Genomic DNA, 20,665 nt, shown 5'->3' with positions numbered 1-20,665 from the left:
ATGCTGCCGCTTTCAGTCTACCAGGTTACCAGTAGCGCAGGTCCAACGTGAACGGAAACTCGAGGCTGCGCTGCGGTACACCGACCGTGAGCGGCCCCGGCGTATGACCGGATGCGAAGAAGCGTGCGCGCCGCCGGCTTTCGGCCTCGTAGGCGTTGACCGGGAAGGTCTGATAGTTGCGCCCGCCCGGATGTGCGACATGATACTGGCATCCGCCGACCGAGCGGCCAGTCCATGTGTCGACCAGGTCGAAGGTGAGCGGCGCATCCACCCCGATGGTCGGATGCAGCGCCGACGGTTGCGACCAGGCGCGAAAGCGCACGCCGGCCACATATTCGCTGACGCGGCCCGTCGGCTGAAGCGGCACCGGCACACCGTTGACCGTCACCACATGGCGGTTGTCGTTCAAACCGAGCGCGCGTACCTCAAGCCTTTCCACCGACGAATCCACGTAACGCACCGTGCCGCCAGGTGAGCCCTCCTCGCCCATCACGTGCCACGGTTCGAGCGCGTTGCGGATCGTCAGCGAGACGCCGTTCACCGTGGTCTCGCCGACCAGCGGGAAGCGGAATTCGAAGTGCGGCGCGAACCAGCTGCTCTCGAAGGCAAAGCCCGCCTGGTTGAGTTCGCCGAGCACGTCGTCGAAATCCATCTTGGCGAAGGTGCCGAGCAGGAAACGGTCATGCAGTTCCGTGCCCCAGCGCGTGAGCCGCTGCGTGTACGGCGTGTGCCAGAAGCGCGCCACCAGCGCGCGCAACAGCAACTGCTGCACGAGGCTCATGCGTGCATGCGGCGGCATTTCGAAGCCGCGCAATTCGAGCAGGCCGAGGCGGCCAGTCGGACCATCGGGCGAATAGAGTTTGTCGATGCAGAACTCGGCGCGGTGCGTATTGCCCGTCACGTCGATCAGGATGTTGCGCAACGAGCGGTCGATCATCCACGCCGGCAGGTTCGCGCTGTCGCGGCCGCCGAGCAGATCGATCTGCCGCTGCAACTCGCGGAACGCCACCTCCAACTCATACACCTGGTCGTTGCGTGCTTCGTCGACGCGCGGCGCCTGGCTCGTCGGCCCGATAAAGAGCCCGGAAAACAGATACGACAGCGACGGATGGTTGTGCCAATACGCGATCAGACTCGCGAGCAGATCGGGACGGCGCAAGAACGGACTATCAGCAGGCGTCGCGCCGCCGAGCACGAAATGATTGCCGCCGCCGGTCCCCGTGTGCCGGCCGTCGGTCATGAACTTCTCGCTGCTCAGATAGCTCTCGGCCGCGGACTGATACAGGTATTCCGTGTTGTCGACCAATTGCTCCCAGCTCGAAGCCGGATGAATGTTCACCTCGATCACACCCGGGTCCGGCGTTACCTGCAGGATCTTCAGGCGCGCATCGCGCGGCGGCGGATAGCCTTCGAGCACCACCTGCATCTGCAACTCGCCGGCCGTCGCCTCAATCGCCGCGAGCAGGTCGAGATAGTCGTCCAGTTCGGTGAGCGGCGGCATGAACACATGCAGCAGCGAGCGGCCGCTGCCGAACGCTTCGGTTTCCGCCTTCGGACCGGCGGCCCGTTTCGGGTCGCGCGCTTCGACGCAGATCGCCGTACGCAGCGTTTCCTTCGACGACTGCCCATGCTCCGGCGGCTGCTGGTCGTCTGACTGAGGCGCAAAGGCCAGAACGCCGCTGCCCGGCATGCCGCTCAACAAATCCGCCGCTGACGACGACAACGCTGCCGCACGCCGCGCATCGGCGGCAGTCAAGGTGCGCTGTTCGCCGTCGTATTGCATGCGCAATTGTGCGGCCGGGCGCAACGGCACCGGCGGCGCAAAGGGATCGTGCGCGTGCTGATACGGATAGTCGGTCTTCGACACCCATGGCAGCGAATCGAGCGGCAAGCGATAACCCATTGGCGAGTCGCCGGGAATCAGGAACATGCGCTCGTCGCGGAAGAACCAACGGCCGCTGACCCACTTCGGCGCCTCGTTCGGCACGTCGCGTTCACGCCCGAGCGGCAAGACAAAGCCAGTCGCGCCGCCCAACCCTGCATCGAACACGCGCCGCAGACGCACACGCTCCAGTTCGTCATCCAGACGCGCATCGAGCGGATCGACGTTGACCGGCAGACGGCGCTCGCGCCACAGGTAGTACCAGACGTCTTCGAAGCCGGGCTGGATGCAGTCCGTGTCGAGCGCCAGCTTCGTCGCCAGATGAGCGAGGAAACGCTGGGCGTCGGCGGCCGTGTAGGTGCCCGGCTCGCGTTCGTCGGCGAAGAGCGCGGGGTCTTGCCAGCACGGCTCGCCGTCGGCGCGCCAGTAGAGCGACATCGCCCAGCGCGGCAACTGTTCGCCGGGATACCATTTGCCCTGACCGATATGCAGAAAGCCGTTTGCGCCGTAACGCGAGCGCAGCTTGTCCATCAGTGCGACCGCGTAGCCGCGTTTGGTGGGGCCGAGCGCGTCGGTGTTCCATTCGTCGGCGTCGCGATCGCGCACCGACACGAAGGTCGGTTCGCCGCCCATCGTCAGGCGCACGTCCATCTCGGTGAGGCGCTGGTCGACCTGCTCGCCCATTTTAACGACGTCGTTCCACACTTCTTCGGTGAAGGGCTTGGTGACGCGCGGCGTCTCCAGTACCCGTTCAATCGACATGGTGTGCTCGAACTCGACTTCGGATTCGTCGACCGCGCCGGAGATCGGCGCCGCGCTGCCCGGTTCGGGCGTGCAGGCGACCGGAATATGCCCCTCCCCGGCGAGCAGGCCGGAGGTCGGGTCGAAGCCGATCCAGCCCGCGCCCGGCAGGTAGACCTCGCACCATGCGTGCAGGTCGGTAAAGTCGACTTCGGTGCCGCTCGGGCCGTCGATGGATTTCACGTCGGGCGCAAGTTGCAGCAGATAGCCAGAGACAAAGCGCGCCGCCAACCCCAGTTGCCGGAGCGTCTCGACCAGCAGCCAGCCCGAATCACGGCAGGAACCCGCGGCGCTGACCAGTGTTTCCTCGGGCGTCTGCACGCCGGGTTCCATGCGGATCAGGTAGCGGATCTCGCGTTGCAGCCGCTGATTCAATGCGACGAGGAAGTCGGCGGTGACCATCGGCTTGCGGTCGATACTCGCGACGAACTCGGCGAAGCGCGGCGTCATCGGCCGCTTGACGAGGTACGGGGCGAGCTCCAGCGCGAGGCCGGGCGCATACTCGAACGGAAACTGTTCCGCCGACGGTTCGAGAAAGAAGTCGAACGGGTTGTAGACCGCCATCTCGGCGACCAGATCCACGGTCACCTTGAATTCGCGCGTCTTCTCGGGGAAGACGAGGCGCGCCTGATAGTTGGCAAACGCGTCCTGCTGCCAGTTGATGAAGTGTTCAGCCGGTTCGACCCGCATCGAATAAGACAGAATGGGGGTCCGGCAATGCGGCGCAGGCCTGAGACGCACGACCTGGGGCGACAGCGCAACCAGCCTGTCGTAGCGGTAATGTGTGACATGATTCAACGCGACGCGTATGGACACACCGGACTCCTGGACATTGGATGGCAGCCCGCCAAAAAGCAAGCTTCGTGCCGTTTATAGAACAAGCGCGAAAAACCGCGTGAACTGCCTGTACCGCCCGGATTACAGCCTACTGCGAAGTTTGCCGCATCTGTCGACCGTCCGGTCGATCGATCAGCGCGCCTTTCCCTTACTTTTTCAGCAGCCGCGCACCAAAGCGGCGCAGCGGCGATGCACGATCATGCACGTAATGTGCGTTAAACCAGTGACGTCTGGCAAATGCGGCATGAAGATTGCGCGTTGGCTTCGCCCCACGACTGCCCCCACCACCCAGGCCCGATCGATGAAAACCTTCCACTGCAATCGCTGCTCGCACCTTGTGTTCTATGAAAACGTTCGTTGCGAACGCTGCGAGGCATTGCTCGGATATGTGCCTGAACTGGCCGAAATCAGCGCCTTCGAAGACGCCGGTGAAGGCCGCTGGCGCAGTCTGCATCCGCGTGGCGAGGGTGCATTGTTCCGGCAATGTCACAACTACGCGGTCGAAAATGTCTGCAACTGGATGATCCCCGCCGACTCGCCCGACACGCTGTGCCGCGCCTGCCAGCTCACGCGCACGATTCCGAATCTGAGCGCGCCGGACAACCGGCTCTACTGGTACCGGCTGGAGATGGCGAAGCGGCGCCTGCTGTATACGCTGGCCGCGCTCGGCCTCGACGTGCCTTCGCGCAAGGACGATCCCGAATACGGCCTGGCATTCGAATTTCTCGAGGACGGCGGCGACGGTGAGCGCGTCATGACCGGCCACGACAACGGCCTGATCACGCTGAACATCGCCGAAGCCGAAGACGCCTACCGCGAAAAGGTGCGCAGCGCGATGGGCGAGCCCTACCGCACGCTGCTCGGCCACTTCCGCCACGAGACGGGCCACTACTATTTCAGCCAGCTGGTCGAGAACGACCCGCGCTGGCTCGAGCCCTACCGCAAGCTGTTCGGCGACGAGCGCGCCGACTACGGCGAAGCGCTGACGACCTACTATCGCGACGGCGCGCCGAAAGACTGGCAGGGCTCGTATATCAGCGCCTATGCGACGATGCATCCCTGGGAAGATTGGGCCGAAACGTGGGCGCACTACATGCTGATCGTCGACGTGCTGGATACGTCGACCTCGTATGGCCTTGCCTTACTGCCCGACGACCCGAGCGAGCCGACGCTGACCGACCGCACGCCCGTCGAAGACGCGAGCTTCGAGAATCTGATGAAACGCTGGTTTCCGCTCACATATGCGCTGAACAGCCTGAACCGGAGTCTTGGCATGCCCGACGGGTATCCGTTCACGCTCGCCTCGCCGGTGGTGGATAAGCTGCGGTTCGTGCATCGGGTGATTGCGGCAGCCGGCGATAAAACGCAACCGCGTGAAGCGGCGAAGCCGGCAAGTAAAGCCGGCTCGGCGCAGGCTGGGGCGTTGCAACCGGTGGCGGCACAGCCAGTCGCGCAACCGGCGCCGCTGTCTGCACCACAACCCATCGCTCAACCTGTCGTGTCGCAGGAACCCGTGCAGGTGCCCGTCATGGAAACAGCCGCGCCGTCAGCACCGCCCTTGCAATCCGGACCCGCCGCCGCCAAAGCAGCCCCCGCCAAGCGGGCCGCGCGCCGGCGTTAGCCCAGTCGCAATACCTGCACGTGGGACGCTTCGAGAATCCATAAAAAAGCCCGCTGCAGTATCAACCGGCAGCGGGCTTTTTCCTATCGAAGCCAAACCGAGCCTATCGCTCAATACGCGACGTAAGGCCCCGTCCCGCCAGGCGTCGTCTGCTGCTCGACGGCGGCGTACACGTTACGCCCGTAGAAGAACGGCAGGCCCCAGTCGAAAATCGACGACGTCACAAAGGCCGGCCCAGCCAGCAGCGGCAAGGCTGAATCGCCGCTGTACGTCTGCGAGATCGTCGTGGCATTGCCAACACTGAAGTTCACCGAACTAGTCGTGCCATTCCCCCCCTGGATCATCGCACTCAGCGATTGGGTCGACACCGGGCAGTAGTACGCGCTATTGGGGCTCGCGCATGTCGGCAACGCACTGGTCTGGAAGAACAAGCCAGTCGAGCCGCTGTCCAGAATACTGCTCGAATACGTCGTGCCGTTCTGCACCGTCGTAAAGGTGCCGTTCGACGCACTCACGCCGATCACCTGCGCGCTGCCCAGCGCATTGTTGGCCTGCGTGCCGATGCCAAATACCAGTTGCCCGCTGACCGACTGCGCGCCGCCCGACACCGTCGGCAAGCTCAACATCGAACCGTTGTTGTCGGTCGTGAAGTACGGAATCGGATTGGCGACCTGCAGCGCTTCAGCAAGCGGAATCGATGTGCAGGTCGTGCTGCCGCAGCCGTAATACGTGCCGGCTATCGCCTGTTGCACACAGTTCGCGCCGCAGTCGTGCTTGAACACGCCGATGCCCAGAATGCCGTTGGCCTGCAACGTACCCGGCGTGTTGCGCGACGCGCCGACGCTCGCGCAATCCGACGGCACCGAAGCGTAGCTCGGGTCGATCACCTGGATCGGCAGCGAGGCCGCTTTTTCACCAGCGATCTGCAGGTCCGCGAGCTTCACCGAACCCCATGTGTAGCCGTCGAAGAACTGCATGCATTCGGCAACCAGATGGTCCGAGGCGTCCTTCTGTTGCGGCAGCGCCATCGAAGCGGGCAATTGCGAGGCGAACACGCGCACACCCCACGAACCGGTATCCACCAGGACGTGATCGATGGTTTGACACTGGCTGGTGCCGGGCGCGCAAATCGTAATGCTGACGAACGGCATGTTCGGCACATTGCTCACGCCGGAGTCGACCGTCACGCGCACCGCATTGGCGGCTACCACTTGCGGCGAAGGCGACGTATTGGTGACTGTGGGACCGGCCGAAAGGCTCGTCGTGCCGGAACTCGACGAGGAGCCGGAACCGCCGGAGCCACCGCCCCCGCCGCAGGCACTGACAAGCAACGCGAGCAGCGCCGCGCACAGGAGGGTAACGAACGAAGACGTATGACGCATGATTCGCTCCGTTATTGAATGACGCCGACATCGACGCCCGCAGGCACCGCTTGCGGCAGGTAGGCGTAGCCGGCAAACGCGCGCAGGTGCCCGCCGGAGAACACAACCAGATCGCTGCCGGACACCGCCAGCGGCGTACCACGCCGGGTTGCGGTGGCAGCGACGTATTGGTCGAACGACGTGCCCAGCATGGTTTTCAGATCCGGCAGCGTCGGGCCCTGCCACGCGACACCGAAGACGATGCCGTTGGGCGCGACGTACTCGCGCACCAGCGTGCCGGACGGCATTGTCATCAGGCGCACCGAATACGCGCTTTGCGTAGTGACCGTCTGAGCCGCTGCGTGAAGGCTCGTCTGATCGCTGTCGACAGAACTGACGTTCTGGCCGAGCGTGGCGTGCGCGGCAAACGACAGCGCGCAGCCTGCCCCGAGCATTGCGCGAGCAATGCTTGTAGAAAGCATCGGTTTCAAGAGATTTCCTTCGAGGTGAAACGCTCGTGGCCGGCGGGTGAGCCGATCACAAACGGGGAATCCAGGGGCGCACTCCTGACCGGCGGTGCCGGTTCTGCATTCACACCGGTTGGGTTGCGTGAATGCGTCTACGGAGTGGCAGCGCGAAACTTTAGCTATCGCGCAGGGGCGCAGCAATCGTTTGCGGGACGATTTAAACCTTCTGCATGCTCGGCGTCGTTTTAACCTGTTTGATATTTGAGGACAGGATCACCAAGGGGCGTCGCTTGAGCGCAGATTTTGCCGACACGTCCTGTTTAAAGCGAACACACGCATTAAATAACGGGGCCACAGTAGAAAAATATTAACGCGAGTCGCATGTCGCGAGCAATGTAAGCGTCCGCTGAATAATTCGCATCTACCGGCCCATTTCATCTGATCATTGCGGCACGTGCGGACGGCTTTTGTTTGAAGAGAAAATCGCTTACGTGCGCACTTCAAAGCGGCAAAAAAATGCCGCGGATAACCTGGTGGTCATCCGCGGCATCGGGTACGTCGCTGCTAATTCATTGCGGCTTCAGCAAGCCGCGTCCGTTACTTTTTCTGCTGCTGTTGCAAGAGCGATTTAAGCTCCTGCACATTTTCTTCTACGCGTTTTGCGATCACCGCATACGACTCAGCCTGCGTCTGATATGCGGCTTGCGCCAACTGCTGCATGTCGGCGAGCGACTTATGCAGGCTTTGCTGGATCAGTTCGGCGGCTTTCGCCGGAGGCGCGGCGCCGCCGGCCGACAATTGCCCGGTGAGCGACTGCAATTCGCCCAACGTGGTCCGCAGCATTTCAGTCTGCTTCTGCGCAAGTGACTGTATACCCTGGAATGCCGTCTGATTCGCCTGAACCAGTGCTTCCACATCCTTGCGTCGCGCTTCCATGATGGCGGGTACGTCGAAGCCGGGAAGCTTGAACTGCTCCAGCATTTTGGTGAAGTCGCCAAACGGATTGGTGGCGTCAGGTTGGCTCATGCGAAATCCTCCTTAACGATTGAATACTCGCCCGTAGTGCATCGCCGCAATGGGTTTCTCCGGCATAGGCACCAGTGGCGTCGCGTGCGCCGCGCCTCCCGCAAAGGCGTGCTGCTTCTGGGGTCGGACGGCACATTGCGTCAATCATGCGCCATCCGGCCACATTGCGCCAGCGGGCACACCCTGGCGTCGGGCGTCTCATTGCCGGAACGTTTAACGGCTTCGGCCGCGAAGGATGCAAGGCCCTGTAAGTTACAAGATAGCTTCAGTAACCCGACAAAACGCCATGTCGACTATCGTTTCCAATGTACCGGCGCACGTTGCGCCGGTGCTGTCTCAATGGGAGCGACATCATGAAAAAAGGAATGCTGGGCGCGGCACTGGCCGCCGTTTTAACCGTGGCCGCCACTGGCGCGCTGGCACAGGAAGCGGCAGCGCCGCCGCCCGCATCGGCCCCCGCGCACGGCGAGCCGCATCACGGCGACGGGCCATCTTTTCCGCATGGGCCAATAGGTCCGGGTTTTGCGGTGGTCAACGACCTGGAACAGTTGCGCCGCCTGTATGCAATGAGCGGGCGTGAAGGCGAGATCGTCGCCGTGTATCACGAGGTGTTGAGCAAGACGCAAGATCCGATGCTGCGTCATTACGTGTACGACTCGCTGGCCCGTGAGCAGTTGAAGCCGGCCAATCCTGACCAGGCGATTGCTACGCTGCGCACCAGTCTGTCGGAAGATCTCGTTGCGACGAACAGGCAGCCGCATGGCATGCCGGCAGAGATGCAACCGCCTGCCGCGCAATAAAGCGCGGCCTCGATCATCACGCAGTCGAACGACCAGTAATTCCAACCCGAAGCGAGGGACACGGCAATTCGTCCCGATACAAAATCGGTTGGAAGCGCTCCCGTCGAAAAGCAGCGCACCCGTTCGGCGCGCTGCGTTAGCTTTCGCACATAGCCGCCTCACTGCCCACTTTTCATCTTCCCTCAGGTGATTAGGATGAGAGCACCGTAATGCTAGTGCCTGGTGAACAATGCGCTATCCGCTCAATATGGCCGTCGCCGCGGCCCTGCTCGTCTTCGTTCTTTGCTGCATCGTCAAACTTGCCTTGAGTTGACACCCTGCCGTCGCATTCACCCCATGCCAAACCCGCTCCGCGGCTGCATGTTTCGCCGTGACATTGCGCGAAATAATTGTTGAATGGAGTTCGGGAAGTGACTCGCCCATACTTCGTTTCGCTGCCGGTGCGTACGAAAAAAGACGCATGAGATCAAGGGTGCTTTGCGTGAAAACGCGCGTGCGAATGCGACTCCGATGATCAACGATCCCACGGTTGCCCGATCATCGGAAGATGCGTTCGAAGCTAACGGCACCGCGTGCCGACGACAGGATGAACATGTTCACTTCAGTGAGTTTCCTCAAAAAGAATGCCGCCCGTTTTGCATGCGTTGCAATGGTCTGCGGCAGCGCGCTCCTGACCGGTTGCGCCGGCGGCAGCATCAACAACGCGACCCAGACCAGCGCACAGCCGCAAGTGCGCCCGGACAATATTTATGTCTACACCTTCGACAGCAATCCGGATCAGGTGAAACTGGACAACGGCGGCATGCTGAAGAAATTGAAGTCGCAACTCGACGGCTCGTCCGCTGCAGAAAAGCAATCGGCCGACGCGATCGCCGTGCGTGAGCAGGTGGCCAACGAAATCGTGCATCAATTGCAATCGATGGGGCTGCGCGCGATTCGCTCGGACATCCCCGCCCCCGCCGACCAGAACGTCCTGCTCGTGCAAGGCAGCTTCGACACGATCGACGCGGGCAATCGCCGCCGCCGCGTGCTGATTGGACTCGGCGCCGGCAAGAGCGAGGTGAGCAGCTCCGTGCAGATTCTCTACAAACCGGCGGGCGGCACCGCGCGGCTGGTGCAAAGTTTCAATGCCACCGGCGACAGCGGCAAAGCTCCCGGCATCGCCGAAACAGCCGGCGTGGGCGCCGCAGCCGGAAGCATCGCGACTTCGGCAGCCGTGGGCGGCGGCTTGCACGCCGTGTCCGAAACAAAGAAGGCCGGTGTTTCGGCGGATGCAAAGCGCCTCGCCGACGCGGTGGCAAAACAGGTGGCGCAGATCGGTGTAAGCGGGGGCTGGCTCTCGACGGAGCACGTCAAAGGATAAGTAATCCGCAGCAGGCCCGAACGACAAAAAGCGCGTGGCAGAGTGAATGGAATTCACACCCTGCCACGCGCTTTTTTACGTTTTCAGAGCCGTTGCGTAGCGTACGCCTAAGTGTGCTGCGCTCAAGCGACGGCGTAACGTTCGAGCCAATGCGCGTACGGCGCCGGCAGCGTCCACGACGGACGTTCAATCCCCAGCTTGCGCGCCGCATGGTACGGCCAGTGCGGATCGGCCAGATGCGCGCGGCCGACCATCACCAGGTCCAGTTGCTCGTTCTTGACGGAGCGGTCGGCCAGTTCCGGCGTATCGATGCCCCACGCCGACGAAACGGCGATACCGGCTTCGCGGCGCACACGCTCAGCGATCGGCGCGAGAAACGCCGGCGCCCATGGAATACGTGCGGCAGGCGTGGAGAAGCCCACGCTGACGCTCAGCATATCCAGCCCTTCGCGCTTGAAGTTCTTCGCCAGCTCGATCGACTCGGCGAGCGTCTCCTCGTCGCGTCCGTCGTACTCGATCACGCCAAAACGCGCCGTCAACGGCAGATGCTCAGGCCATACCTTGCGCACCGCGGCCAAGGTTTCCAGCAGGAAGCGGCTGCGGTTTTCGAGGCTGCCGCCGTACGCGTCGTCGCGTTGATTGGAGTGCGTCGAGAAAAAGCTTTGGCCGAGGTAGCCGTGTGCGAAATGCAGTTCGAGCCATTCGAAGCCCGCATCACGGGCCCGTTTGGCGGCGGAGACGAAATCTTCGCGCACGCGGGCGATGTCGTCGAGTGTCATCGCTTTCGGTACTTTCGGCAGACCGCCGCCGAAGGCGATCGCCGACGGCGCAATGGTCTGCCAGCCGCGCGGATCGTTGTCGGCGATGTGGTCGTCGCCTTCCCAAGGACGGTTGGCGCTGGCTTTGCGGCCCGCGTGGCCGATCTGGATGCCCGGCACGGCGCCCGCTGCCTTGATCGACGCGACCACCGGCACGAAAGCCTGCGCCTGCTCGTCGGTCCAGATGCCCGCGCAACCCGGCGTGATACGTCCCTCGGGCGACACCGCCGTCGCCTCGACGATCACCAGCCCCGCACCGCCACGCGCCAGACCGGCGAGGTGCACACGGTGCCAGTCGTTGATCAGGCCGTCTTCGGCCGTGTACTGGCACATCGGCGGAATGGCGATACGGTTGCGCAAGGAAACGTCCTTGAGCTTATAGGGCTGAAATAATGCTGACATCGGGCTAAACTCCTGTGAACATGCTTGTACGGTAGTTCGACAAACATCGAACTATGGAGTATCGCAGAAACCTTTATCATTTGCACAATGCGCACCTATACCCATCCTGCCGCTGAGGATTTCACGCTCGGACGGCTCTTTCATGCACTTAGCGACCCGGTGCGCCTCGAGATCGTCCGTCAGCTTTCAACGGTCGACGAGGCCACCTGCGGCGACCTCGACGGCGGCCGCCCCAAGTCGAGCGTATCCCATCACTTCCGGATCCTGCGTGAAGCCGGACTGGTGCGCACGCGCGTTGCCGGCACCGTGCATCAGAATTCGCTGCGGCGTGACGAGTTGGACGCCCGGTTTCCGGGCTTGATGGAGGCGATCGTCAAACAGATCGTCAACGAACCGGTGTTGAGCGAACCGGCTTGATGGTCGGTTGAAAATCGACTGAAGAGCGATACAAGCGCAACGGGCCCGGCGCTACGAGAACCACACTGCGAAACGCGTGCCCGATACCAGACTGCTCACAGTCAGGCGCCATTCGTGAGCCGTGGCGATCTCCTTGCAGATCGCGAGGCCGAGTCCGGCGCCATCATGCCGGGCATCCGGCGCACGCCAGAACCGCTTGAAGAGAAACGGCAGGTACTCCTGCCTGATGCCCGGCCCTTCGTCCTGAACCTGCACCGAGACGGCATCGACGATCAAAACGACCGCGCCATGCGCCGGCGAGGCGTTGATCGCGTTCTCAACGATGTTCTTGAGCAGAATGAACAACGCGCTTCGATCCGCCCAGATCGCCGACGACGCGACCGTGGTTTCGAGCCGGAGCGTCACCTCCTTGCGATCGGCCTTGCGCGCAAGATAAGTCACCACGTCCTGCGCCACGTCGACGATATTCACCTCGCCGAAGCTGAAGTTCTGTGACTCGCTGACTTCGGCGAGATGCAACAGTTGCCGAACCTGACGCGCCATCAGATCGATTTCACGAAACAGCAGGTCCTTGTCATCGATCCCGGGCTGCAGTTCGATCTGGCCGCGGATCAAGGTGAGCGGTGTCTGCAACTCGTGCGCGGCAGACGCGAGAAACTGCTGCTGCACGGCGAAGCCGTTTTCGAGTCTGTTGAGTGCTTCGTTGAAGGCATTGATCAGTGGCTTGATTTCACTCGGAACGCCCTCGATGGAAAGACGCGTAGTGAGGTTGCGCGGTGTGATACGCGCAGCCGCGCGCGATGCCTCTCTTAGAGGCTTCAGCACCCGATGCACGGTAAACGGGAAAGTCAGACCAAAGATGATCGTGGCAATGACAATGATCGTCTTGATGATCGCCGGCATCGGCTTGACCTTGCTGTCCACAAGCGCGTCGACGAAACGCTCGGCCGTTGCGGTCTGGATATAGAAGACCGCCGGGCCACGCGCAACCCGCATCGTCAAGACTTCGAATGGCTTGGCGCCTATCTCTGTCCGCTGAACGTTATCAACGAATCCGGATAGATCGCCCGCAATCCATGCTTCATCCCCTTGAGCGCCTTTCGAAGCGAGTAACACGTTGCCGCGTTCGTCGAGTACCCGGTACTTCAGCTCCGTCGGCGCCACCTCGAACAGCCAGGCCTTCTCCGAAGGAAGCGCCACGGAAACCGGATGGCCGGCACCGTCGAACCGGAGTCCACTCGCAATTGCCGCAGCACCTTCCATTTCCTCATGCTGCCCGAGCATCTGCTGAGGGAAATGATTGAACGCATAGGTGGCGGCCGTCGCCAGCACGGTCAGGCTGATCGCGAGTGCAACAATGCTGGTCACCCAAAGCCGTGCAGACAAACTGCGAATCCAGTGATTGAGCATGGTGAGCAATGACCGTTGATTTAGTGCTGCGCGGTGGACCCGGCGGCAACCTGGAGCGCGAAGCCCGCGCCGCGAATATTGGCGAGCCGCGTCGTCGCGCCGACCGCGTTCAGCTTTTTACGCAGACGATGCAGCGTGACTTCGAGCGCATTGGGCGTGACAGCTTCGCCGAGTCCCCACGCGGCATGTTCGAGCGCCGCGTGCCGTACGGTGGCGCCCGCCGCCTTCACGAGGCACAGCACGATCTGCAACTCGGCAGGCGCCAGCAGAACAGACTGCGCGCCGCAGCGCATGGCGCGTTGCTGCGGATCGACCGTGATGTCACCGAACGAGATCACCAGATCCGTCAGCGCCACCGGTCGGCGCATCAGCGTACGCACCCGCGCGACCAGTTCACTCATGGCGAAGGGCTTGGTCACGTAGTCGTCCGCACCGTTTTCCAGTCCGTCGACGCGGTCATGCAGCGCGTCGCGCGCGGTCAGCATGAGCGACGGCGTCATCTGCCCTGCCGCACGTAACGTCCGCAGCAAGGTCAGGCCGTCGCCATCCGGCAAACCGCGATCGATGATGAGCACCGCGTAGTCGGCCCGGCTCACGCCATAATGCGCCTCCGAAATGGTGCCGAATACATCGGTCTCGATGCCTGCAGCGGAAAGCGCCTGACGGATCATGCCGGCCAGGCGCTCGTGGTCTTCGATCAGTGCGACACGCGACATGCGCTGGTGCTCAGTTGAATTCGTAAAGGTAGCCGACCCTGGCTTGCGGAATATAGCGCTTGCCTACCAGCGGACTGTCGGTGATGCCGCTGCCCAGGTGCGCGACGCCGACGTCGAGAATCAGGATCTGATGACGCGTGAACTTGTAGTCGATACGCGTGCCCACCGAGATGTCATAGGTCGCCTTGCCGGCATATTCAGGGCGCCCGGCACGCGCTTCGGATGAGCGCACGCCGTAATAGTAATCGACATATTTGCTGCTCAACCAATCCACGCCGGCGTGCGGTTCGAACTCGAATTTGCCGTACTCGAAAGACTTGCTGAAATCGATAGTGGCTTTCTGCCCCTTGTTGCCGCCTTCCAGAAAATCGCCCGAGAGCGTGCCGTATGCGGTGTGCCATGCAAGCGCCGGGCCGTACCAGAACGCACCGTTGCGGTTCTGCATACCGCTCAGAATCGGCGCATCCGACGCTTTATAGCCGTCGCCGACGGCGTACTGTCCACGCAGCGCGAGGCTCACGTTGCTCCACTTGCCGATCTTCAGATCGACTGCCGTACCAAACGCATGCACCCATTTGTTATCGAACGAAATCAGCGGAATCGGCGTGTATTTCGTGCCGTAGCCTTTGTAGGGCGCCTGCTCGATGCCCGCACCCACGCCCAAACCCCAATGCGTCACGTTAGTGGAATTGTTCAGCACGGTGAAGCCTGTGTCGTCTGCCGTGGGCGGCTCCGGACTCTGGCCGTCGGCCCAGGCTGGGCCCCAATATGCGCAGAATGATGCGAACGATGCAATAGCCAGTAACAACCTGCGCTCACGGCGAAGAGTTTTTTTCACGTCGAGTCCTGAGTTGATGGATGAGGCAGCATCGACTCTAGGAGCACTGGACTTACTCGTTACTTACTCGAAGCGAGTGGGAACAGGCGTATTGGGTTACAGCACACGGGATAGGGGACGATCGCGGCAGCAGATGCTTCGGAAAGGGCCGCCGGCCGTAAGTATCAGGTAAGTCATGCGAGTTCAGTATCGAGGCCGCTATCCGATCGCGGGATCTCACTCGATGAAACTCACCACTACGACCGCACTGCGTGCAAACGCCGTGCTCCTCTGCCTCTCGACGTGCGTCGCCATCATACCGAGCCTGATCCTTTCAGTGCTGTTCGGCCTGTTCGACGACAACCCGCCCTTGCTGCCCTACCACGGGGCCACGATCGTACTCGCACTGCTCGTCATGCTTTCGTTGCGATGGGCCGCACGCCGTGCGTTCGACGCCGCTTTAGCGGCACACCAGGTCAGATTGCTCGAAGAGCCCGCCGACCAGGCATCGATCGATGCGTATTGCGCGCGTGCATGGCTCGTCCAGTTGCATGTGGAACTGCAGGGGCGTCACTGCATCGATTGATCGATCTGGAACTGCGCCGGGAGAGCGGCGGCGCAGCAGCAGCACCCGGTCGCTTACGCGCCGCCCTTCTCCAACGCACGCTGGTACGCGGGGCGCGCCTCGATGCGATCGACAAACGCCGTGATATTCGGGAACGCGTCGCGTCCGCAAAACTTCAGGCACGTCTGCGCGACGAACGAGAACTGGATATCGGCACCCGTTAATTCATCGCCCATCAGGTAATCGCGGCCGGCCAATTCCTGATTCAGAAAACCAAGGTGATTCTGCAATTCACTTTCGATTCTCGGTTGCAACGGAGCCGCACCGTCGCCTAGACGCGCTGTGTACACCTTCAGCATCAGCGGCAGCATGGCGGAGCCTTCTGCATAGTGCAGAAACTGCGCGTAACGGTCGTACTCGTCGGTTCCGTATGCCGGAGCCAGGCGGCCGTTGCCATGGCGGCGAATCAGATAATCCACGATCGCACCCGACTCGAAAATCACTTTCTCGCCGTCGCGAATCACGGGGGCCTTGCCCAGCGGATGGATCGCCATCAGTTCCGGCGGAGCGAGACGGGTCTGCGAATTCCGCTGGTATCGAACGAGCTTGTAGTCGAGGCCGAGCTCTTCCAGCAACCAGGTAATGCGGCGCGAACGGGATTCGTTGAGGTGATGGACTTCGATCATGGAGTAGGTTGTTGAGTCGGTGAGAGAAAATGCGGCCAACGCCTGCCCCGAAACCACTCGACGATTCACGTGGGCAGGCATTGGGAGGATCTTGCCAAGGGGAATCAGCGGGACACTGCACGGCACACCTTCGTGCACCGACGCAGGAACACGCTGCTCGTTAGAACCGCAACAGCACCTTGCCCTTGCGCGCGCTCTTCCCACTCGCCGCTGCCGCTTGCGCCACGTCCTCGACATCGAAGACGGCTTCCACCGGCAGCTTCAGTTCACCCGACGCAGCGAGCCTCAGCAATTCGCCGATCATTCGTGCTTTATCCGCGCCCGAAGTGACCTCGAAAATCTTGCTCGCCCAGAAACCCTTGACGGTTGCCTGTTTGAAGATCGCATCGCCGGAGCTGAGGCGCATCGGCTCATTGGACATCGCGCCGAACGACACCAGGGTGCCGTTTTCTCCAAGCAGACCGAAGATGTCACCGCTGGCATCGCCACCCACTGAATCGACACCCGCCAGAATCGGTGCATCGCCGACGATCTCACGAACCAACTTCTTCCAGCCCTCGCTTTCGGTCGACACCGCATTGCCGATGCCAACCTCCGCCAATTCCGCAATGCCCGCCTCGCGCCGGACCAGATTGACCCCGTTGATGCCACGTGCGTTGGCCAGCATCGCCAGAGTCTTCCCGACCGCACCGTTCGCCGTGTTCTGGATAAACCACTGACCGGGTTCGAGGTGCAGATATTCGAGCAACATGACCGCGCTCAATGGCATGGCGATCAGTTGGCAACCCACTTCGTCGCTGATCGCGTCAGGCAGCGGGACCACCGCTGCCGCGGGCGCCAGAACGTAATCGGCCCAGCCCTCGTAGATGCCGGCCACCACCACGCGTTGACCGGGCTTCAGGTGTTCGACACCTTCGCCGATCGCGTCGATCACGCCGGCAACTTCAGTACCGCCCACGGCCGGCAGTTTCGGCTTGTAGCCGTACTGACCGCGAATCGTCCACAGGTCGTGATTGTGAATCGGCGACAAGGTCGATTTGATGCGCACTTGCCCCGCGCCGGGATTCGGCGTGGGACGTTCCGCGACCTGCAGCACCTCGGCAGGATTGCCGAAAGAGGAATAGATAACGCTACGCACAGTCGATCTCCTGGAATGTGCAACGATGAGGACTCCGTTCTGCGCGGAGCGAGGGGTTCTGCGGGTGCGTCTGCAAATGGTTCCCTGAGTGCTTCGGCTGCTGCTTCTGTTCGAGAAATTCCAACAGCACCAGAGCCTCGGCCACAGCAATGTCATGCCGCGCGCAGGACGCTCTGCGTGACCGCCATGGCTTGCGTCATTGCGCTTCCATCCTGTCGCAGCTTGGTGATGAGCGCCGCGCCGAGCCACATGTGGTACAGGAGTTCGGCCGCTTCCCTGGATCTGATCTCCGGCGAAAGCGAGCCGTCTGCCTGGCCTTCTTCGATCACGGACGCAAGACGAACCATCAAGCGGTCGACGCCATCGCGCAGCACCACGCGCATCTCATCGGACAGGTCGCCGACTTCCGCGCTCAGCTTCACCACGAGACATTTTTCGTCGCCGTCCTGATCGAGTTGCTCCTGGTGCCAGGCAGCCCAATAGCTCAGCAGCTTGTCACGGCCGTTGACACCGGGCCGACCGAACAGCTCGTCGAGACGGACCGCGTAGTCGGCAACGTATTGCTGCAGCAACTCGCTGCCGAACGATTCCTTCGAGCCGAAGTAGTGATAGAACGACCCCTTTGGGATCTCGGCGGTCGTCAGAATCTCGTTCAGCCCGACCGCGACAAAGCCCTTGCGGGCGATCAGCGCGCGCCCGGCGTCGAGAATGTGTCGGCGAATGTGGGGATGGCTAGCTCTCATAGGAAGCGGATTATGGCTTCAAATAGACCAGTCGTCTAGAGCGCATTTGGGCGACTCGATCGTGGCCGCTTTGCGGGACGGACACACTGCTGTCATGGCCACGCCACAACAACGCGTCACGCTGGGCATGAGCTGTTCCGTCCTCACTCAGGAGACATGCCATGTTGACTGCCTGCGTTGGAATCGTGTCGCAATCCGCCGCCGTACCTTACACCGATGTCGTCCGTGTCGCGCAGGCACTCAACCTGCAGATCAGCCGCGATCTCGCCCCGATCTGGAACGTGTCGGGCACCGTCGTCGCGCTCGAATCCACCGACCATCTCGACCCAGGCGTCTGGCCGGTTTACGTGGTGGACGAGGTTCAAGCGGGCGCCGCCGGCTTTCACCTGACTGGGCACAACCAGCCGTTCGCGGTTGTCCTGGCCGGCAATACGTGGTCGCTGTCGGCGAGTCACGAGATACTCGAAATGCTGGTCGATCCGGGCGGCAACCGCCTCACCGCGGCCAATGCGGTGACGGTCGTCGACAACGAAGTGCAGGACGGTGACGGCAAAGTCGAATATCTGGTCGAGATATGCGATCCGCCCGAAGACGCAACCTGCGCCTATCTGATCGACGACGTGCTGGTTTCGGACTTCTACACGCCCAATTATTTCGACCCTGCCGGCACGTCAGGGGCACGCTACAGTTTCAGCGGCAAGATCACGCGGCCTCGTCAGGTGCTGCCTAATGGCTACCTCACCTGGTTCAACCCGCAGAACAACAAGTTGCAGCAGGTCAGGCATTTCGGCGCACCCGAAATTATCGATCTCGCATCCGGGCAACCCGGTGGCGGATCGCTGACGGGCGGACGGTCGTTGCGCAGCTTCGTCGACGGACTCACGCAGTTGCCACAGCCGCTCTCGCAATTGAAAGCCAGCGCGCCGGCGGTAGAACGGCGAGACGCGCGCCGCATGATATTCGCCAGTGCGTTGCCAACCGGCGCGGCCCTTTTCTCGGCGGCGCTCGCCCGCCTCAAGACGGACTCTGCCGACACCAACGGTTCAGCACGGGAAACCCAGGCAATCGACATCAGGACCATGCTCGACACGCACGCCGAGTCGTTCCGGCAAGAGGGCGTGCTGTCCGTGCGTAGCGGCTTGCAATGGCCGGCGCCTGGACGCGCTGTCACGCGTGCCATTGTCGTCACCGTGGCGGCGGACAGGCTCACAGCGCTGCAAGCCGCGCTGCCGAAACAGATCGACGGTGTACCCGTCGATGTACGCGCGGCCGACACCATGGAATCGATGCAGGTGCTGGACCCCCCGCGATACTGCGCACTGGCTGAAGCACGCCATGAACTGCGGCAACCCGATTTCGCGGATCAGGTGTTCTTCGATAAACAAGGCAACCCACTCGCGAGTCCGCCTGCGCCGCTCCAGGCGTTTGCCGCTGCCCGTGCGCGCAAGGTGGAGATTCCGTACACACCGGCGCCCGACGCGAGTCTCGATGCGGTGACGGAGCAAGTCTCCCTGGTACTGCATGCGAGTCCCGATGCCGGATGGGCGGAGCTATCGAATTTCATCGCCGGCGTTCGCGAAGAACTGGTGGTGGGAATGTACGACTTCACGTCCGAGCACATTCTCACCGCCGTCGAGTCCGCGTTTGCCGAAGGCCAGAAACTGACGCTCACGCTCGACCATCCCGCGAAGAATCCCACGGCCGACCAGACCGACGAGCAAACCCAGACCGCTCTCTCAGCCAAGCTCGGCGAGCGCTTCGCCGGCACCTGGGCGCTTACCAATGCCGACCCGAAGGCACCCGTCTGGATCTATCCGAACGCGTATCACATCAAGGTCGCTGTGCGCGAAGACGATACCTTCTGGCTCTCTTCGGGCAACTGGAACAACAGCAATCAGCCGGAGATAGATCTGTCGGACGTGGCAGCCGCTCGCAAGCTCGCCGAGAAAAGCGATCGGGACTGGCATGTGATAGTCACGAGCAAGGCGTTGGCAAGCACGTTCCGCGCGTTCCTGCAGCACGACTATGCGGTCTCTCAAGACGCGATAACTGACGCCAAGGCACAGAGGATGGATATTCCGGGAGCCGGGAACGCCGCTCTCGACGTTCCAATCGAAGCGTTTGCAGCCGGCAAGGCCCCGCGCCAGTTCTTCGCGCCCAGGACGTTGAGCGATACCGTACAAATCCAGCCGCTACTTACACCCGATAACTATCAGCCGCATGTTCAGGCGCTCATCGAGTCCACCCAGCAGCGCTTCTACATGCAGACCCAATATATCCATCCGAGCGGACGCCCGGACGATGCAGAACATGACGCGTTGATTGCGGCGGTGAAGGCACTCATCGACCGCAAACTCGACGTGCGCCTGATCACCAGTCAGTTTCAGAACGACGCATGGGTCGAAAAGCTGGTCGCGGCGGGCGTGCCGTCGTCCGTGCTGCGCCGGCAGGCGAACGTTCACAACAAAGGAATCGTGGTCGACGGAAATGTCGTCATGGTCAGCAGTCAGAACTGGTCGGCGGATGGCACGCTGCGTAATCGCGATGCGGGCCTGATCATTCATAGCGCCGATGCCGCGGCTTACTTCGAGCAGATTTTCCTGCACGACTGGAATTATCTGGCTTCGCCGGTGGGGAGCTGAGGAGACTGGCGAAGCGCGCCTGTGCGGTTCTGGAAACCGGCTTTGCAAAACGGAAGCGGCGCAACGTGCCAGGCGGATCCGGTGGGAAACGGCCAGCGATTCGGCGTAATTTGTCCGTCACCTACCAGCAATATGGCGATGTCATGATGATGT

Annotated in this window: 16 protein-coding genes and 1 pseudogene; 6 read left to right on the top strand and 11 right to left on the bottom strand. The window is 62.0% G+C overall.

Annotated features, from left to right (window positions below):
- Positions 1-25: 25 nt before the first annotated feature.
- Complete coding sequence (locus PQQ86_RS24100) at positions 26-3,499, bottom strand: transglutaminase family protein (RefSeq protein ID WP_408272588.1); 3,474 nt, start codon at positions 3,497-3,499, stop codon at positions 26-28.
- A 322-nt stretch (positions 3,500-3,821) separates the two neighbouring features.
- On the opposite strand from PQQ86_RS24100, the pseudogene PQQ86_RS24095 reads away from it, so the two are divergent.
- A pseudogene (locus PQQ86_RS24095) lies at positions 3,822-4,886 on the top strand (zinc-binding metallopeptidase family protein); the annotation flags it as partial.
- A gap of 365 nt (positions 4,887-5,251) precedes the next feature.
- Here PQQ86_RS24095 and PQQ86_RS24090 read toward each other — a convergent pair.
- The 3 genes from PQQ86_RS24090 to phaP all read right to left on the bottom strand — a co-directional run bounded on the left by PQQ86_RS24090 (position 5,252) and on the right by phaP (position 7,995).
- On the bottom strand, positions 5,252-6,523 hold the full coding sequence (locus tag PQQ86_RS24090; protein ID WP_408272585.1) for a DUF3443 domain-containing protein: 1,272 nt from the start codon (positions 6,521-6,523) through the stop codon (positions 5,252-5,254).
- Positions 6,524-6,534: 11 nt separating this feature from the next.
- Entirely contained in the window at positions 6,535-6,984 is a 450-nt protein-coding gene (locus PQQ86_RS24085; protein ID WP_408279345.1) for a DUF2844 domain-containing protein, read from the bottom strand.
- 582 nt (positions 6,985-7,566) lie between these two features.
- The gene (gene phaP / locus PQQ86_RS24080; RefSeq protein WP_408272583.1) at positions 7,567-7,995 is read right to left on the bottom strand and encodes a TIGR01841 family phasin; all 429 of its coding nucleotides are present in this window, start codon (positions 7,993-7,995) and stop codon (positions 7,567-7,569) included.
- A 353-nt stretch (positions 7,996-8,348) separates the two neighbouring features.
- Between phaP and PQQ86_RS24075 the strand changes: the two genes are divergently transcribed.
- Together PQQ86_RS24075 and PQQ86_RS24070 are read left to right on the top strand one after the other, a co-directional pair.
- Positions 8,349-8,795, top strand: coding sequence for a tetratricopeptide repeat protein (locus PQQ86_RS24075; protein WP_408272581.1), 447 nt, complete (start codon positions 8,349-8,351; stop codon positions 8,793-8,795).
- 592 nt (positions 8,796-9,387) lie between these two features.
- A complete protein-coding gene (locus PQQ86_RS24070) occupies positions 9,388-10,158 on the top strand; it encodes a DUF4410 domain-containing protein (protein WP_408272578.1) in 771 nt (256 codons plus the stop codon).
- A 122-nt stretch (positions 10,159-10,280) separates the two neighbouring features.
- Here the strand turns inward: PQQ86_RS24070 and PQQ86_RS24065 are convergent, their stop codons facing one another.
- Positions 10,281-11,378: an NADH:flavin oxidoreductase/NADH oxidase gene (locus tag PQQ86_RS24065; protein ID WP_408272575.1), complete on the bottom strand. Its 1,098-nt coding sequence runs from the start codon at positions 11,376-11,378 to the stop codon at positions 10,281-10,283.
- Positions 11,379-11,465: 87 nt separating this feature from the next.
- Here PQQ86_RS24065 and PQQ86_RS24060 point away from each other — a divergent pair, with 87 nt between their 5' ends.
- The gene (locus PQQ86_RS24060) at positions 11,466-11,795 is read left to right on the top strand and encodes an ArsR/SmtB family transcription factor (protein WP_408272572.1); all 330 of its coding nucleotides are present in this window, start codon (positions 11,466-11,468) and stop codon (positions 11,793-11,795) included.
- A gap of 51 nt (positions 11,796-11,846) precedes the next feature.
- Here PQQ86_RS24060 and PQQ86_RS24055 read toward each other — a convergent pair whose 3' ends face one another.
- The 3 genes from PQQ86_RS24055 to PQQ86_RS24045 are packed head-to-tail and all read right to left on the bottom strand — an operon-like array spanning position 11,847 to position 14,759.
- Positions 11,847-13,181 carry a sensor histidine kinase gene (locus PQQ86_RS24055; RefSeq protein WP_408272570.1) on the bottom strand — a complete coding sequence of 445 codons (1,335 nt, stop codon included), beginning with the start codon at positions 13,179-13,181 and terminating at the stop codon, positions 11,847-11,849.
- Between the two features lie 44 nt (positions 13,182-13,225).
- Positions 13,226-13,921 carry a response regulator transcription factor gene (locus PQQ86_RS24050; RefSeq protein ID WP_408272564.1) on the bottom strand — a complete coding sequence of 232 codons (696 nt, stop codon included), beginning with the start codon at positions 13,919-13,921 and terminating at the stop codon, positions 13,226-13,228.
- Between the two features lie 10 nt (positions 13,922-13,931).
- Positions 13,932-14,759, bottom strand: coding sequence for a MipA/OmpV family protein (locus PQQ86_RS24045; RefSeq protein ID WP_408272562.1), 828 nt, complete (start codon positions 14,757-14,759; stop codon positions 13,932-13,934).
- A gap of 223 nt (positions 14,760-14,982) precedes the next feature.
- Here PQQ86_RS24045 and PQQ86_RS24040 point away from each other — a divergent pair, with 223 nt between their 5' ends.
- Positions 14,983-15,324 carry a hypothetical protein gene (locus tag PQQ86_RS24040; protein ID WP_408272559.1) on the top strand — a complete coding sequence of 114 codons (342 nt, stop codon included), beginning with the start codon at positions 14,983-14,985 and terminating at the stop codon, positions 15,322-15,324.
- Between the two features lie 53 nt (positions 15,325-15,377).
- Here PQQ86_RS24040 and PQQ86_RS24035 read toward each other — a convergent pair whose 3' ends face one another.
- The 3 genes from PQQ86_RS24035 to PQQ86_RS24025 all read right to left on the bottom strand — a co-directional run bounded on the left by PQQ86_RS24035 (position 15,378) and on the right by PQQ86_RS24025 (position 17,870).
- Positions 15,378-15,989, bottom strand: a complete 612-nt coding sequence (locus PQQ86_RS24035; protein WP_408272557.1) for a glutathione S-transferase family protein — start codon at positions 15,987-15,989, stop codon at positions 15,378-15,380.
- Between the two features lie 160 nt (positions 15,990-16,149).
- Positions 16,150-17,127 (bottom strand): zinc-binding dehydrogenase, encoded by a 978-nt coding sequence (locus tag PQQ86_RS24030; protein WP_408272555.1) that lies wholly within the window; start codon positions 17,125-17,127, stop codon positions 16,150-16,152.
- Positions 17,128-17,279: 152 nt separating this feature from the next.
- Positions 17,280-17,870 (bottom strand): TetR/AcrR family transcriptional regulator, encoded by a 591-nt coding sequence (locus tag PQQ86_RS24025; RefSeq protein WP_408272553.1) that lies wholly within the window; start codon positions 17,868-17,870, stop codon positions 17,280-17,282.
- Between the two features lie 161 nt (positions 17,871-18,031).
- Here PQQ86_RS24025 and PQQ86_RS24020 point away from each other — a divergent pair, with 161 nt between their 5' ends.
- Complete coding sequence (locus PQQ86_RS24020) at positions 18,032-20,512, top strand: phospholipase D-like domain-containing protein (protein ID WP_408272550.1); 2,481 nt, start codon at positions 18,032-18,034, stop codon at positions 20,510-20,512.
- Positions 20,513-20,665 lie beyond the last annotated feature (153 nt).

It is taken from the genome of Paraburkholderia sediminicola, assembly GCF_046026675.1.
Lineage (GTDB): Bacteria > Pseudomonadota > Gammaproteobacteria > Burkholderiales > Burkholderiaceae > Paraburkholderia > Paraburkholderia sediminicola_F.
Note: the sequence above shows the minus strand (reverse complement) of the source record. Positions and strands in the feature narration are given on the sequence as shown.

What these genes read in the sequence shown, in the direction of transcription:
- PQQ86_RS24090 (WP_408272585.1), bottom strand. Translation starts at nt 6,523, where the DNA reads ATGCGTCATACGTCTTCGTTCGTTACCCTCCTGTGCGCGGCGCTGCTC.
- PQQ86_RS24085 (WP_408279345.1), bottom strand. Translation starts at nt 6,984, where the DNA reads ATGCTTTCTACAAGCATTGCTCGCGCAATGCTCGGGGCAGGCTGCGCG.
- phaP (WP_408272583.1), bottom strand. Translation starts at nt 7,995, where the DNA reads ATGAGCCAACCTGACGCCACCAATCCGTTTGGCGACTTCACCAAAATG.
- PQQ86_RS24075 (WP_408272581.1), top strand. Translation starts at nt 8,349, where the DNA reads ATGAAAAAAGGAATGCTGGGCGCGGCACTGGCCGCCGTTTTAACCGTG.
- PQQ86_RS24070 (WP_408272578.1), top strand. Translation starts at nt 9,388, where the DNA reads ATGTTCACTTCAGTGAGTTTCCTCAAAAAGAATGCCGCCCGTTTTGCA.
- PQQ86_RS24065 (WP_408272575.1), bottom strand. Translation starts at nt 11,378, where the DNA reads ATGTCAGCATTATTTCAGCCCTATAAGCTCAAGGACGTTTCCTTGCGC.
- PQQ86_RS24060 (WP_408272572.1), top strand. Translation starts at nt 11,466, where the DNA reads ATGCGCACCTATACCCATCCTGCCGCTGAGGATTTCACGCTCGGACGG.
- PQQ86_RS24050 (WP_408272564.1), bottom strand. Translation starts at nt 13,921, where the DNA reads ATGTCGCGTGTCGCACTGATCGAAGACCACGAGCGCCTGGCCGGCATG.
- PQQ86_RS24040 (WP_408272559.1), top strand. Translation starts at nt 14,983, where the DNA reads ATGAAACTCACCACTACGACCGCACTGCGTGCAAACGCCGTGCTCCTC.
- PQQ86_RS24035 (WP_408272557.1), bottom strand. Translation starts at nt 15,989, where the DNA reads ATGATCGAAGTCCATCACCTCAACGAATCCCGTTCGCGCCGCATTACC.
- PQQ86_RS24025 (WP_408272553.1), bottom strand. Translation starts at nt 17,870, where the DNA reads ATGAGAGCTAGCCATCCCCACATTCGCCGACACATTCTCGACGCCGGG.
- PQQ86_RS24020 (WP_408272550.1), top strand. Translation starts at nt 18,032, where the DNA reads ATGTTGACTGCCTGCGTTGGAATCGTGTCGCAATCCGCCGCCGTACCT.